The organism is Pseudoalteromonas sp. SANK 73390, from assembly GCF_054966645.1.
The window spans coordinates 21,464-37,416 of the sequence record NZ_ARPN01000035.1 but is presented as its reverse complement, the minus strand read 5'-3'; the positions used below and the strand labels follow the sequence as shown (position 1 = coordinate 37,416).

General features: G+C 38.5%; 12 protein-coding genes. All 12 read left to right on the top strand.

Annotated features, from left to right (window positions below):
- The first annotated feature begins 80 nt into the window (after positions 1-80).
- The 12 genes from SANK73390_RS02755 (at position 81) to SANK73390_RS02700 (ending at position 15,948) form a co-directional block, all read left to right on the top strand.
- A complete protein-coding gene (locus SANK73390_RS02755) occupies positions 81-866 on the top strand; it encodes a hypothetical protein (RefSeq protein WP_462763242.1) in 786 nt (261 codons plus the stop codon).
- A 114-nt stretch (positions 867-980) separates the two neighbouring features.
- Positions 981-1,886, top strand: coding sequence for a GGDEF domain-containing protein (locus SANK73390_RS02750; protein WP_462763239.1), 906 nt, complete (start codon positions 981-983; stop codon positions 1,884-1,886).
- 198 nt (positions 1,887-2,084) lie between these two features.
- Positions 2,085-4,232 carry a DUF6351 family protein gene (locus SANK73390_RS02745; RefSeq protein WP_462763237.1) on the top strand — a complete coding sequence of 716 codons (2,148 nt, stop codon included), beginning with the start codon at positions 2,085-2,087 and terminating at the stop codon, positions 4,230-4,232.
- Positions 4,233-4,283: 51 nt separating this feature from the next.
- Positions 4,284-4,625 (top strand): gamma-glutamylcyclotransferase family protein, encoded by a 342-nt coding sequence (locus tag SANK73390_RS02740; RefSeq protein WP_462763234.1) that lies wholly within the window; start codon positions 4,284-4,286, stop codon positions 4,623-4,625.
- Positions 4,622-4,894: a hypothetical protein gene (locus tag SANK73390_RS02735; protein ID WP_462763232.1), complete on the top strand. Its 273-nt coding sequence runs from the start codon at positions 4,622-4,624 to the stop codon at positions 4,892-4,894. The genes SANK73390_RS02740 and SANK73390_RS02735 overlap by 4 nt, the downstream gene beginning before the upstream one ends.
- A 115-nt stretch (positions 4,895-5,009) precedes the next feature.
- Positions 5,010-5,786, top strand: a complete 777-nt coding sequence (locus SANK73390_RS02730) for a hypothetical protein (RefSeq protein WP_462763229.1) — start codon at positions 5,010-5,012, stop codon at positions 5,784-5,786.
- Between the two features lie 242 nt (positions 5,787-6,028).
- The gene (locus SANK73390_RS02725) at positions 6,029-9,931 is read left to right on the top strand and encodes a TOMM system kinase/cyclase fusion protein (RefSeq protein ID WP_462763226.1); all 3,903 of its coding nucleotides are present in this window, start codon (positions 6,029-6,031) and stop codon (positions 9,929-9,931) included.
- Positions 9,921-10,583 (top strand): hypothetical protein, encoded by a 663-nt coding sequence (locus SANK73390_RS02720; protein ID WP_462763224.1) that lies wholly within the window; start codon positions 9,921-9,923, stop codon positions 10,581-10,583. The genes SANK73390_RS02725 and SANK73390_RS02720 overlap by 11 nt, the downstream gene beginning before the upstream one ends.
- Before the next feature lie 13 nt (positions 10,584-10,596).
- Positions 10,597-11,112 carry a hypothetical protein gene (locus tag SANK73390_RS02715; RefSeq protein ID WP_462763222.1) on the top strand — a complete coding sequence of 172 codons (516 nt, stop codon included), beginning with the start codon at positions 10,597-10,599 and terminating at the stop codon, positions 11,110-11,112.
- A gap of 381 nt (positions 11,113-11,493) precedes the next feature.
- A complete protein-coding gene (locus SANK73390_RS02710; protein ID WP_462763219.1) occupies positions 11,494-12,363 on the top strand; it encodes a BMA_0021/BMA_0022 family TOMM bacteriocin in 870 nt (289 codons plus the stop codon).
- Between the two features lie 340 nt (positions 12,364-12,703).
- A complete protein-coding gene (locus SANK73390_RS02705) occupies positions 12,704-13,852 on the top strand; it encodes an amidohydrolase family protein (RefSeq protein WP_462763216.1) in 1,149 nt (382 codons plus the stop codon).
- A complete protein-coding gene (locus SANK73390_RS02700; protein ID WP_462763214.1) occupies positions 13,849-15,948 on the top strand; it encodes a YcaO-like family protein in 2,100 nt (699 codons plus the stop codon). Before SANK73390_RS02705 ends, SANK73390_RS02700 begins: the two co-directional genes overlap by 4 nt.
- The last annotated feature ends 5 nt before the right edge of the window (positions 15,949-15,953 follow it).

The following is a 15,953-nucleotide window of genomic DNA, read 5'->3' as shown; positions in this document are numbered from 1 at the left end:
GCGCACTGCTGCCACAAAACTAGATAACAACTAAAGAACATGCCTATACTGACAACATAATTAATAAAATAGCTAACCCTATGACAAAAGAAGAGATAGATTTACTTGCCTATGAACTCGCTAACCTTCGTCTAAAAGCAGACCTAACATTAGCACCTCAGTACCCTGCTTTTTCAGATAAACCTTACCCGCTTGGCCGGTGTCTTGAAATACGCGATGAGATGTATAAATTGATCCATGCGCAACTGGCGCATAACAGCGAATCTCTCGCACCTCTTGCACATTACATGCAAAGCGCTCAAAAAGAACTCCAAAAAGTATGGGGATCGCTCAGAGACGAATATTTTCAAAATGCCATTGTTGTAGGGCACTGGTATATTGACTGTGCCAACGACACAGTCAATGCTAACAAACCTAGGGTTGAGATAAAAAAGCTTGAACAGTCAGGCTTTTCAGCTATTGAAGACTTTGAGCAATTTGTAAAAATTGCCCAGTCATACTGGCAAGTGACTGTGTATCAAAATACGGCTTTTCCAGCTTTAGCACCTTATTTTCCGCTAATTTGTGAAAATGAAAAAGGTGCCAGTTGGCTTGCAGCAGCAAACGATGACATGCTAAAAGTTGCCATGAACAGTGAATTTGCTTTATCACAAAGAATCTTAGCTAACCTGCCACCGCCCCCTAAAGCAATGCAAGTACGTTGGCGTCAAATAATAAGCAAAATGCCCAATCCAGATGAGCTTTTAACACACCAAGGAGACCCACTCTCATTTTGTAAAAGTTACAGTGAATCAAATTTAGCGACTGATTTAACATTTAGAGATAAAGCGGTACGTGCTTTTATGAGTTTACCTAAAGGCGCATAAAAATTGACTCTGACTCACACATTTCATAAAATTTTAATAACTATAGTGGATGATTTTATTGCGTGTTTTACAATTAATAAACGATACAGAAGTATTAAGTACTTGAGGAATTAAATGATTAACGCTGAACAGATGTCCGCAGTACTGGCGGCGTTACCAGATCCTGCTTTTTTGCTATCACGCAGTGGCAAGTACGTTGCTATTTTTGGTGGTAAAGATGAACGTTATTATCATGATGGTAGCAACTTAATAGGCAAATCTATTAATGATTTAATAGTACCAGAAAAAGCTAGCTGGTTTATTGACACCATTGCGCGTGCATTAGACTCGCAAGCGTTGCTAATTGAAGAATATGAACTAAGTAATCAAGATGTTAAAGGCCTACCCAAACAAGACACCACCGAAAAAATGTGGTTTGAAGCCCGCATAACCCCCCTCGATTTTAAAGTAAATGACGAAGATATGGTGTTATGGGTTGCCAGTAATATTTCTCAGCGACGCCGACTTGAAACACAACTTAGAGAACAAAGTGACACAGACTTACTCACGGGGCTATTCAATCGCCGACGTCTTGAACGTGAATTAAGCTATCACTTTAATGCGTTTAAAAGACACGATTATTGTGTATCAATCCTCATGTTTGACCTTGATCATCTCAAAGCGTTAAACGACAGTGCAGGCCACCACGCTGGCGATAAAGCAATTTGCAAAGTTGCCAGTACATGTCAAAAAACATTACGCCAAACAGACATCCTTTGCCGTTTTGGAGGCGATGAATTTGTGGTTATTTTACCCCACATACAAAAAGATAAAGCCATTCAATCAGCGCAACGACTGCGCCAAAATGTTAAGCTAGCATTTAAGGAAAGCCAAGATTTTGGGCTAAACACCATTACTATTAGCGTTGGTGTTACTGAAATTTTAGCGTCTGATCCATCATACACACAAGCACTTAAGCGCGCAGATGCAGCAATGTACAAAGCCAAGAATCAAGGACGAGACAGGGTGTGTGCACAGTAACCCTTCTCTTTCAGGTATTGTCTTAAAGTCTTGACGAATTTGTTGCACAAGCACCAAAAAGCACCTAACTCGTAGCGCAGCTTAAGACTAAATTTAGCACCACTTCATTGGCTTATCTACAATTCACAAAGTGATAACAACGACTCATTTTTTGCTGCCCTAAACTTAGTATATAAGCCAAACGCAGTAGGTGGCGCTATGAAAAAATACGTTAAGTACATTGCATCCATTATATTAATTGCAACGACTATAGTTTGTATACTTTTGTATGGGCCTATGCTGAGAAAAGATGAATATAGTCATAGACAAGTGCAGGCAATAGCCCCAAGTGAAAGCAATTTATTGCTTGATTTTTATCCGCACATTTCCCAAGTACCCCGCCCAAAGGACCCCTATCCATTTCCCATCAACCTTGGGCAAATAGGGCCATCAACAAACTTATATTCCGGTCCAAATCAATACCCATTTTTCTGCATGACGGTTGACTCGGGGCTCGGGCAACCTGAAGTAGATAACCAACAAGGGTATGGTGTTGCAGTGTTTGATCAACATAATAAGATGATCGGGTACAGCAAAGATTGCGCTTTAAAAACTAAGCTTGAGTATTACACTTTGGATAAAAGCTTAACTCCAAAACAGCTCGGTGCAACCCAAGCTAAACACCACCAAGGACCGCTATTTAGAGTTGAAAGAGGCACAATAAACCGCTTCATTTACACCCTTATTATGCCAATTTCAAACCAAGAAGTAGGTGACAGGCTAACGCAATCTCAATGGAACAAGCGGTTAATTTATCAATTTAATGGCGGCTCTGGTATTGGTTACCGCCAAGGTCGACAGCATGCTTGGAAAGTAATGCAGCGCCAAGCACAGCAATTACTTGATGGTTATGCCGTAATAAGCTCTAGCGGCAACAAAACCAGTTACACCTACAATATGCTATTGGCAGAAGACACCGCACGGCGCGTTAAAAAACAATTTACTAGCTTGTATGGTGAGCCGCTTTATACAGTTGGTGTTGGCGGTTCTGGTGGCGGACTTGCACAATACCTGATTGCGCAAAATAGCAGCGGGATTTTAGATGGGCTAATTCCACTTTATAGCTACCCTGATATGATAACCCAAACCACCTATGCGCTAGATTGTGACTTACTCAACAATTACTTTACGTTTAGAGCAGACAATAGAAAATCGTGGTTAGATTGGGAGCGCAGACGGCTAATTGAAGGCATGAATGCCATTAATGACTTTCCTCAACGCGCGGGTTTTTTACAACCACTAAACCAGTTAATGGCAGGGTTTGTGCCCTCTTTCCCTGATGGCAATAGCGAATGTATTAACGGTTACTTTGGACTATCTGCATTTATAAATAACCCAAAACAAGGTTTTTTAAGGCAGTTTTTTGCAAAACCTGTAGTAGCACAAACTAATTGGAGTTATTGGCAAGATATGCAGTATATTCTTGGCACCAATAAACAAGGTTTTGGCCTGAGCACTTGGGACAATGTTGGCGTGCAATATGGTATAAATGCCTTACTTAATCAGCAGATTTCAATGGATGAATTTTTAGATATTAATCGCCAAATAGGCGCATGGAAAGCTCAAGAACACATGCATAAAGAACATATCATTACACCATTGGGCACCAAGGTTCCGCTTTGGTTATCACTTTGGGGTAGCGATAACATTACACAACCTCAAGAGGGGGTTGCGCCTCGTCATCATGGCTCTGTTAAAGCAATGCAAGCAGCTTATCGTTCAGGACAAGTATTTTTAGGTAAAGTACACATCCCTATAATAGACGCCCGACATTACTTAGAGAATGAACTCGATATGCATCACATGTCTGCCTCATTTTATAGCCGCTTACGCATAGAGAAAATGCAAGGTCACAGCAAAAATCATATTATTTGGGTAGCGCACAAGGAATATGACCCAACCGTTAAGGCCTTTGCAATGATGGATGAATGGCTATTAAACATCAAGCATGGTACGCCCGAAGAGGTTGTTAAAGAAAAACCTAAAACACTAAAAGATAGTTGTTTTAACGAAGACGGCAGTGTTTATTCAGCAGGGCCAAAGGTCTTTGATGGGCAATGGAATAACCGTATTGAGGGCCAGTGTCAATCGCGTTTTCCTATGTACAGCACAAGTCGGATTGAAGCAGGTGCGCCATGGGCAGGAGACATGTTTAAATGTGCTTTAATAAATGTTGAGTTAGCAATCACTCGCGGTATTTACGGCACAAACTTGTCCCAGCAAGATATCACGGCTCTAAAAACTATTTTTTCGCAAGGTGTGTGCGACTATAGCCAGGGCGATGTAGGCAGACCAAAAGATATTTAATTTAGTAGGTTTTTTGTTATAGTTTTGCCTTATTCATTACTAAGGTACAACATGGAACAGCTCTTTTCGTATGGCACGCTGCAGCAAATTCAAGTGCAACTAGACACTTTTGGTAGAAAGCTCGAAGGTAATAAAGACACATTAATGGGCTACTTAGTAGATGAAATAACAATAACCGACCCGGCCGTTATAGCCAGTAGCGGTAAAAATGTTCATCCAATTTTAGTGTATACTGGTAAAACCTATAACCTAGTTGAAGGCACTGTATATTCACTGACTGATGATGAGCTAACCAAAGCCGATGACTATGAAGTAGATGATTATGTACGCGTAGAAGCAAAGCTTAAATCAGGTAAACGTTGTTGGATTTACGCGGCATCTAAATCACTATGACAAAAACAGAAAAGCGCTTAGAAAAACAATTAATCTCACTGCTCACAAATGCGTGTAATACCTTAAAAGACGAGCTTTCTCAATTTTGTTACTTAAGCCATACAGCCTCTTTAAAAAAGTTAAACACAACACTGGTGGTGCAACTGTTTTGTTCGCAGAGCTTAAGTGCAACTCAATTGCAAACTGCCACTCAAGTATTAAATACACATTTATCAGCACTTAACTGCACACTTAAAGTAACTCAACTTAAAATCACATTGCTAGACTAAACAGCGCGGTTAGAATGTGTGCGAAATTGTTATTAATTGTATTTACATATTCAAACCTTTTTGTTTCTAAAGTACGATCTGCAAAATTTCTTAAAAATATCTATAAGGATATATTATGTCTCATTTCAAATTAGGCACTATTGCGCTTTGCAGCCTACTCGTCAGCGCATGCTCTTCAGATACTAATTCAAACTTAGTTAAAACCGAGGCTATTTGGTCTGATATTTTGGTTAAGTCTGATGGTGATATCAGCAAAGTTGTTGCAGAACTCAACGTAAGTAGCAGAAACGGCAACAATATAAATTTAGTGCAAGGAGATAAACTCTCGGTCACAGCAACAAACAATGCTATTTCAGCAAACATGACTAAAAATATGGACAAAGATAACAAGATTTTTGATATTGATTATCGAGCAAACTTTCCATATTACCAAGCTGATACTCAGTATGAAATCAGGCTTTATAGAGCCAAAGATAAAGTTACGCTTAGTAGCAAAGTAACACTTCCAGAACCTATTTTGATACTTGCGCCACAGGCTTACCAAACATTTTCTGCAGATAGCGCTTTGGAATTGCAATGGGCTAAAGCAACGAAAATTATAGGCGATCAATCACTTAAAATAAACGTTGATAGTACTTGCAAGCATGGTGAGAAAGAAATCACCAAATCTTACAATTATAATGATATAAAAGATGATGGAATACAGGTTGTTGATTTTGAAACCATTGGCCTTTTTAAGAATGAAGAACTAAACAGTAACTTTACCTGTACGGTTAAATTTAGTTTTGAACGCAGGCGTTATGGCTCGGTTGATGGCCGCTACGCATCAAGCAGCAGAACGTACGCCACACAAACCAAAATATTAGAAAACATCAACATAACTATCAAATAACCCGCTTTTAAAGCAAGTGTCACTCGCAGACACTTGCTTCTATCAAAGATTTCCAAAAATAATTAACAAATATGTAATTTAAGTTCCCTAAAGTTCTACCGATAAGGTAGGCTATACTCAACGACGTATGGCAAGTGCATGGAAGGGATAAGTTTTCTTGCCAATAAAAATTATAATTGAATTGTAACTAGGAAGTTTATCAAAGGATCTGGTTGCAAGTTCTTTATTGGAATACTTAAGTTATGTCGCTCACACAATTTTCAGACGAATTTATCACCTCGAGCTTCAATTCTGAGCATTATGAACTGCTCCATAAGATTGGTGAAGGTGGCTTTGGTAAAGTGTTTAAAGCCAAACACAAAAACACCAACCAGTTAGTCGCTATCAAGTTTTTAGCTTTAGAGCCCCATTGTGAAGAACAAAAAAAACAACGTTATATTGAGCGATTCAAACGCGAAACTGAACTAAGTAGCCAATTACAACACCCTCATATTGTGCGTTTGTTAGATAGAGGCCAAGTGAACGAGGACATTTTATATGGGGTGTTTGAATATGTTGAAGGCGTATCACTGCGTGAACATTTAACCTCCGAGCACGCACTAGACTCTGTGACCGCCACTGATGTGATGCTTCAAGTGCTCGATGCACTTATTCATGCTCATCAAAAAGGGATTATTCATCGCGACATAAAGCCTGCCAACATCATGTTGACCAACTCAGGTGCCAAAATTCACGCTAAGATTTTAGACTTCGGCATTGGTACGCTGGTAACTGAGAGTCGCCAACCAGACTTTAATACCTTAACACTTACGCAAGAAACACTCGGCACGCCTTCTTATAGCGCACCTGAGCAACTGCGTGGAGAACCTGCGTCTGCAAAATCTGACTTGTACGTGTGGGGTCTAGTATTTTTAGAATGCTTAACAGGGTTACCCGCCGTCACAGGTAACAGTATTGCATCAATTTATCATAAGCAATTAAGCGATGTACATATTCCTATTCCCAGCGCATTGCTAGGCCACCCATTGGCTGAATTACTGCGCCGTGTATTACATAAAAATGCCACTGAACGCGTGATAACAGGCAACGAAATATATTCAGATTTATCCTCTATTAACGTCTCAAACCTAGTTGGCGTACTTGCCGATGCTAATGCGCAACATGGCTTTGACGACACCACCGTACTGATTCGTGATGATGACCCAAACCACAGAGCGCTGCAAGAATACACTGCATTGACTGAGCGAAAACAGCTAACAGTGCTTGCGGTACGGTTAAGTGTAAAAGCACTGAATAACAGCGATAAAGACTACGATGTAATAGATACTGTTTACAAATCTCAGCGCAATAACCTGATTGATATAGCCACACGCTATGGCGCTTACCATGTGGGAAACTTATCAGATACCTGCTTGTTTTATTACGGCTACCCAGTGACCAGTGATAACGACACGCGATTATGCGCTCGTACCGCACTTGAAATGGTCAGTGAACTCAGTAAACGTAATGCTTTAATGCATGAAGCACATAATGTGGCTATCAACGTACACCTTGGTATGCATACTGGGGTATTTATCACTTACGCCAACGCGGTGCCTGAAGGCTATAATGCCAACATTGCAGTGGCACTGTCCCGAGAAGCCGGCGAAAAGCAAATTCTCTGTACCGCAGAATCGAGGGCTATTCTCGACTCATACTCTGAATTTACCAGCTACGGACAAGCCCAGATGGGGCCAATTTTTGACCCTATTGATGTGTATAATTTAGTGGGAGAGCGCCGAGTAGAAGCCTTTGGATTTATGCGTGGTACACGTAATAATCATGAGCTAATTGGCCGCCACCAAGAGCTTGAACAAACACTCTCGTTAATAAAAGCCGATAACAATAACACCCGTATTGCCCATATTCATGGTGAAGCAGGCATTGGTAAATCGCGACTATTGCAAGAAATACGTGCTAATTCTGCGCAATTTCAACACCTTGTTGCACAATGCCTACCTGAGCATCAAAACAATGCACTCTACCCAATATTGACTCTACTTCGTTACCTATTTAACACCACAAACCTTGATACAAAAAACGCATGTGCGTTATTTAGCAAGCACCTTAAGGAACAAGACAGCACCCTTAACATTGATCAAACTTTACCAATTTTACTGGTATGGTTAAATATTGAGTTAGGAGAAGAGTTACAACCCTCAGCACTGGCACCTGATGCTCAAAAAGAGCTACTTTACAATGGTTTAAGTGCATTGTTATTAGCCAACCAACACTCGCTTAACGAGCTCAAGCTCTATATTGTTGAAGACATTCATTGGGCTGACAGCGCCACGCTTGAGTTTTTGCATCACTTTGCGCAAAAGCTTACCTCAGGGCACGTATTACTTAGCACCTCAAGACAAGATATTCCAAGCCAGCTACAAGATTTAACTTTAATGGACGTGAATCTTAAAAAGCTCACAGAGCAAGCCACCGAAGACTTTATTGCTCACTTATTCGACGGCCATAGTGTTGCCCGCAATGTGTTAGATGTATTGGTCAGTAGAACCGACGGCATTCCACTGTTTATTGAAGAATTAGTCGGTATGCTAAAACAAAAAGGACTGGTTGCTGATAGCAATGGCACCATTGATTTTGTAAGCCCTGACAAATTAGACCAAGTACCAACAAGCTTACGAGAGTCATTACAACAAAAACTCGACAGCTTACTCTACGCCAAAGAAACCGCACAACTGGCCGCCACCATTGGCCGAGAGTTTGAATACGACCTACTCGTTGCCGCCTCGCCCCTAAGCGAAAACCAAGTTCAAAACGACTTAAATGAACTCATAGAAAACGACTTAATCATCCACCAGCGAAGAGTAGATAACGATAGTTATATTTTTAAACATGCGCTTATCAAAGATACCGCATACGAATCCATATTACTTAACAAGAAACTTGAGTTTCATGCAACGATAGGAGACACGTTAAGCTTAGGGAAGACTAACTCCAGCGAATCAAGTAGCCTAATAAGTAGACATTATTTGCTCGCAAATCGGTATAACGATTCTATTAAAGCATCATTATTGGTACTAAAACATAAATCATTTATCAATGATTTTAAAGGGTTTGATGATCTTCTTAAGCATGTGAGTTACGTAAACTCTAAAGTCTCCGACCAAAAAGAACAAATAGCTAATTCTATCTTAGTTTCGTCGATTACCCTAAAGTCTAAGTCAAGTCAACTAGGCTACGGGCACCCCAGTATTAGAGAGATTGCTTTAAAATCTTTATGGCAAGGCAGAAAGCTAAACATAGATTTAGATGAAAAGCTACAAAGTAGTCTTTTTATCTCCATGTGGTTCCTCATGCTTTACCATCACATGAACAACAATAAAACCCTCACCATTAAATACTCTTATGAGCTGATTGAGAAAAGCAAAGATATAGAAACCGTATATGTACACATAGTATTAGCAAAGAGTATGCTGCTACAAGGCAAAGTAAATGATGCTGAAGTGCACATAAACAAAGCATTTTGGATATTGGACCACTTTAAACAACTAAAAAGCAATGATTTAAGCTTTGGTATTTCTTATAAGCCAATGCTGTATATGATTTCAGCACTATTAAATGCTTTCAAGTGTAACTTTCACCTAGCGTTTGAACATATCGACGAAGCAATTGCTGTTGGAAAAGAGAAGCAAGACCATAATGCAGTAGCCCAGTCATGTTGCTACGCTTGTTTTATTTGTTTAATGCTCCATGAGAGTGGTTCCTCACAAAAGGAAAAAGCTCTCTTTTATATAAATGCAGTAAATGAACATTTTGAAAAATATGGCACACTTGGATATGTGCTCCCTTGCTTAGAAGTATTAACTGGCTGGGTAAATGATGATGCAAAATGCATAGAAAAATGGATAAATAATCCCGAGTACATGTCTGGAATAATGTATTCACTTTGGATTGCATTTTATATAAGTACAAAAGAAATGACTCCTAGTTATATTGAAGAAAAGATAAAAAACTCGGAAGTAATTGGTGAGAAGTTTTTTCAGCCAATTCTATACAAAAGAATTAATTCATGCCCCAATAGTGAAGTTAATTTTTATAGAACAAACAACAACATTTGGGCACTAGAGGTTATGAGCCGTGAATTTTGAACAGGTAGGTTTTTTAGTTTTAAGAAAAATAGTAGAAAAAGAAGACTTACTTAAAATTAGAAGTGAAGTTACTAAATCTTTCTTTTCTCAAAATAGAATCAATAGAGTTGAAGATTTAGACTTGAAAGATGCTCACAAGTTAGTTAGTGATTGCAACGTGAAGTACCTATCAATGGGTTATGAGACTAAAGAAATAAATAAAAAAATAAAAGAGCTATCAAACAAATTATTAGAAAGAAAAATTTCAGAAAAAATAAAAAAATCACTAACCTTTGAAGAGGGAGCGAGCATTATTACCCTTTTCCCTGAAGAGCTAAGTGGCTATAACGTCCATTATCACCAAGATGAGAATGTAAAAGATAAAAATCCGAAGAGAATACATGTAATCACCCCTTTATCAGAACAGAGATTAAGTCTAATCAAAGTTCTATGTTCAACGCATAATATTGGGACATTCAATCATATTTTATTCGGACCTCTAATTAGAATAGAAGACAATCGTCTTGAACAATATTTAAAAAGAGAAGTTAATATTGAACTTAATTTTGGGGATGTGTTAATTTTTTACACTTCTCTTGTCCATAAGGTTAGAGATAATAAGAACTCTGATAGCTCTCATTGGATGCTTAGATTTATACTAAAACATGACTAAATAAGGATAAACAATGAACTCAAGTAAAAAAGTAAAAGCGCCTATTTTAGGCTTACTATACAATTTAATTTTCGATGAAAAAGTACGCTCTGAATTCAACAAAAGCCCTCGTAAAGTTGCTGAAGTATTCGGCTTATCAGACATTGAGTATAATAATCTTATTACGGCCAATAGCAGTGGCGATTTTAAGACTACACTAGGTGACATGCTAGCGAATGAAGTATCTAGCCATTTATCTAAGCCGCAGCTATTAATCCCAAACTCTGAAATTTATAGAGAAACATCAACTCTATCTGCGACTTATAACCTTCTACACGACGGCAGCGTGTCAGATTACATTCAGTCACAAGATAAGCAAAAATACCAAAATTTCTTCGATACCTTTGGTATTACCGACCCTAAAGTTCAAGAAGCATTTGAAACATGGGTTCCTGAGGTAGAAGTAATGTCAAAAGCTATCCATGACGAGCTAGCTGAAGTTGTTAAAGACGATTTCTCAGAGTCTAACACAGACCCAAAGCTTAACTAGTCTCTTGCCAAAACCACAGGTTAAGAGGGATTAAAGCTATCAATTACCTCTTAATCTATATAAAAAATAAATTTAATGATAAGGATGTTAAATGGACAGTACTCCATTGAATAGCAATGACCCCCAGAGCAAAATTATGAATTTTACCTTGACTTAAAAATATGATCTTATACTTCTTTTTTAAGCTAGCACTTTTATGTCTGATCGGCGTTGTTTCCTAAACAATTTATACGAATAACTGTTGTTTAAAATGGGAGTATTACATACTTTTTTAAGTAACAAGCTCAGTCTATGAGACTATTACAAAAAAACAGCGGTGTCTTACTGAAAATTATGACAAGGCAAATATAATATCTAAAAAATAAAATATAGGGAAAAATAATGAACAATGTTTTAAACTTTCGAATTGCTTATTTAAAATCTATTACTTTGGCTTGGCAAAGTAATAGATTTGAAAAGTTGCTCTTGAACCAAAATAACTTGTTAGATTTTTTTAGTAATAACCCAGAGTTATTTAACGACTACCAAAACCCATTTGCACATCTAACAGTTACTGTATCCAAGACAAATGCTATGTCTTGGGCCCCTTCAAACGTCCAAGGTTGGATAGGACCTAATGATTTCATAAAGATAGCCTTGCCTAACGTGCCAAAATTCAATGGTCATAAAGCCAACGGTGACATTTTGGCAACAGCACTTGCTGATTATTATGCTCTTTTTCCAGATTTCCTAGGGCCTTTAAGAACACCTAACGTAAGCATGTTTAGTGATATTGAAAAAATGGCGCAAATGTTAATTCCAAATACCAATGCTGCATGTGGCCCAGCTCAAAGCCTTATTGGAGATGATGCAATTTCATACTTTGGTGCCACAATGCTGCAAATTATTGCTCTTACTTGGATTTCCGAGGACTTTAAAAATCAGCTTTTGGCAGCTTCAGATCCAAAAGAGGATAACTCACAATATATCGCCGATGCCTCACCTATTATCGCGAAATTTTTAGGCTATAAAAACCCTTGGAACTTTAACTTACAGTTCTTTGAAGCAGAAAACTTTAATTACTCTGTAAAAGAGTTCCATATACCAAACGAAGAATTTATTGTTCATGCGGGGTCTTGGGATAAGGCAAACATACCCAACAATGAAATTAGATTATGGTTCCCTAACAGACCAGAAGTACAATCACAAATGCCTACAGCGTTAACAGCATACAACGATGATGGACCGGCATATCCATTTACTTGTAGCTAAATAAATCAAATATAGAGAGGTATTCACCTCTCTATAAGAAAATTAAGGAAGAGAATGAGTAACTTATTTCTTGGTTATCATACGGCATGCCTTTGTTCACTTGCTACATTTTGAGAGGGTAGCAAGTGGTGAGAACTATAAACCTTCAAAAAGTTTCTCAACTTATCCTTAATATTTTACAAATACTAGTATTGGCAAAATCGCAGCCTAGCTGACATATAAAATACTAGAATAGTAATTGCAGTTGGACTACTGTCAGATCCATCAAAAGTGGACTTTAATAACGACCCCTTTTGATATATAAATAACCTAAAATACCCAAAGGTTTGCTATACAATTTATGCAGAATAATAAATTTAAAATCATTGACTGTGACAGACATGTTATCGAGCCTATCCAGATATGGGATGAATACCTCCCCAAAAACGAAAATATAAAAAAGATCTCTTTACTATTTGATAATTCAGAGGCCCAAAAGCAAAGGGTATTGAACGGCTACCCTGATCTTTCAATTCCTCCGACTTATTTAATCGGCGATGAGCCAATTTTAAGCAATTGGGGTCTTGATCAGCAAGTTGCGTCAGCTCTTGTAAATGCACAAAGTATTAAAGAGAGAAAATCAGCAACTAATCCCATTGATCAAGTCTCATCAATGGATGAAACATACGTCGCTCAAGCGCTGATTTTTCCTACTTTTGCCAATTATATTGTAAATCACCAAAATGTTGATGCGGATACATCAATAGCTTATGCAAAGGCCTATAACAACTGGTTAGATGATTACTGTAGATATAACACAGAAAGGCTATTACCCGTAGGACTTATTAGCCGCCACGATAGCAACGTACTGGTTGAACAAATAAAAGCTATCGTATCTAGAGGCTGGAAAGCTGTTGTATTAAGGCCAGAACCAGTATTAGGTAAAAACTTGAGCCACCCCGATAACGAAGCTTTTTGGGCTACATGTGCAGAACTTGGTATTGTAGTTTGCTTTCACGGAGGCACACACTTGCAAGGGCAAACAGTCGGTATGGAAAGATTTAATACGCGCTTTTCTCTGCACGCATGCTCTCACCCAATGGAAGCTCAAATGGCATTCATTGACCTATTAGAATCAGGCGTGTTTGAACGAAACCCTAGTTTAAAAGTTGCCTTTTTAGAGGCCGGTTGCTCATGGGTTGCTCATTGGCTATGGCGACTCGATAATATTTGTTACAGCGAGTTTCCAAGCTTAACTGAAAACAATATCAAAATGCGTCCTTCTGATTATTTTAAAAAGCATTGTTGGGTAGGTGTAGAAATCGGTGAACCAATTACAGATACCCTAAACATGATTGGCCACCAAAAACTGATATTTGGCAGCGATTACCCACACCCTGATCATTTACATTTTGACTTAGCCAGCATTCAAGATGAAATGCCAGCGCTATCGGCTGAACAAATTCGCGATATTTTAGAAAACAATCCAAAAGCTCTGTTCGGATTATGAAATTAGACACCTCAAAAGCGATCCACTGGCTACCTAACTTGGACATATTCACGTTACCAAATGACGATTTGATTGTTGTTTCACCTGAGCAAGAAGTCTTATTTAGCAATGAAGCTTTTCCTTTGTTTAGTTTGATCGATGGAACTCGTTCAATTGATGACTTAGAAAAGCTAGCACAAAGCTCAAAGATGCTAACACGGTTTACGCAGGTTGTGACTCACTTTTTGACCAAAAATATATTTTTAACACAACAACATAGCGAGTCTAAAAACAATGTTTGCGTAAAACTTAGAAAAGTATTGCCTAATACTTATACTTACATTGATGAATCGTATATCAAACCACTGCTTAGTGAGATTGAACAACGGGTTGTTAACTCTCAACTTGGTTCAAACTTAGTGATTACCACTGACATGCTTGATTGCGAATTACTGAGTATTTTTGAACAAACTACATTACCCTGCATCTTAATCGAACTAAGACACGACACGCTTCAATTTTCCAATTTACTAAATAGCAAAGTTGACTTACGTACATTGCAATCATCTTTAATTCGCAACAAGCCTGTACTTAAATTCGTGAGTCAATTTCAACAAACAATATATACAAGACCAACTCCTAACCTGAGCTATATGCATAAATTAACATCGACGCAGTTAGAACGCATTGTCGATTTAGCTACATCACAAATTAATGCCGCCAACCCATACTTAACAGAATATTTATTAACAAAAGAGGTAATTAATAAGCATATTATCAACTGTAAACTAAACGAGCGAAACGACATAGAATCAACAATTACTTTGAAGTCTCAAATTGCAAGCTATAACAAAGATGGCGGCTCTCGGACTATACAAGCAGAAGAAACCGTAGCAAAGCTACTTCCTTTTGTTAGCCCTTTGACAGGCTGTATTAACCACCTAACAACGCTCGAAAGTACATTAAACCAACCTGTAAAAATTTACAAAACTGGTTTCTTTAAGTGCCCTCCTATGCGAGAGAGTATTAAGCTTAATGAAGGCAGTTTTATGCAAGCTTGTCTCGGTAAAGGGGTAACGCATGTACAATCTAAAGCGAGTGCATTATGTGAAGCAATAGAGCGAAGAAATGCTCAGTTCACAAGTAAAGAAAAATCTACTTATGCAAGCCCAAATCAATTAGATGCTTTAAGTTATCATTTTAAAACTCTCTTACCATACAGTGAAAAGCAATATGCTCAGTTTCAAAATGCAAACCATCTAGACTCGACACGAATTCAGGCTGCCCAATCCTATGATAATTCGCCGATAAACTGGTCTCAACTATGGTCACTATCAAGCAATGAAAAAGTATATGTACCGACTGTATGCTGTTACGCAAATACACCATATCTAGAAGATCGCTTCGGCAAATGGCATTCAAATGGATGTGCAGCTGGTAACAATGTTGAAGAGGCAATACTCCAAGCACTTTTTGAGCTAATGGAACGAGATGCCACTGCAATTTGGTGGTATAATAAACTGCCTAGGCCATCATTCGATATTTCCCTAATCGATCCTGATTACTTAGCACCACTGCACCAGACTATTTCGCATAAGCATGATTATTGGGTGCTAGATCTGACTGTAGATACAGCTGTGCCAGTAATGGCTGCTATAGGTCGAGACAAACAAACAAAGGGATGGACATTTGGTTTTGGTTGCCACTTAAAGCCCGAAATGGCAGCTCAACGCGCCTTAACCGAGCTATGTCAATTAATTCCTATTCGTGAGCAAAACTGCGCACCTTTTGATTTTGATGCAATTCGGGATGAGGCATTCTTGTGGCCTTCTGATAGCAAGATTAAGTCGAGCTATGCAATATTGCCAAGTACTGATATAAAAGAAGACATTATCCACATCATCGAACATTTGAGTACGTTGGGTATGCAAACATTGGCGCTAGATTATAGTCGAAATGACATACCACTCAGTACAGCTAAAGTGTTTGTCCCCGGCCTTTGCCATATTTGGCCTCAACTCGGTAATCCGCGTCTTTACAACACCCCCGTCAAGTTAGGCTGGCTGACAGAGCCTTTAACAGAAGAAACTATCAACCAACAAGGTTTATATATCTGATATTT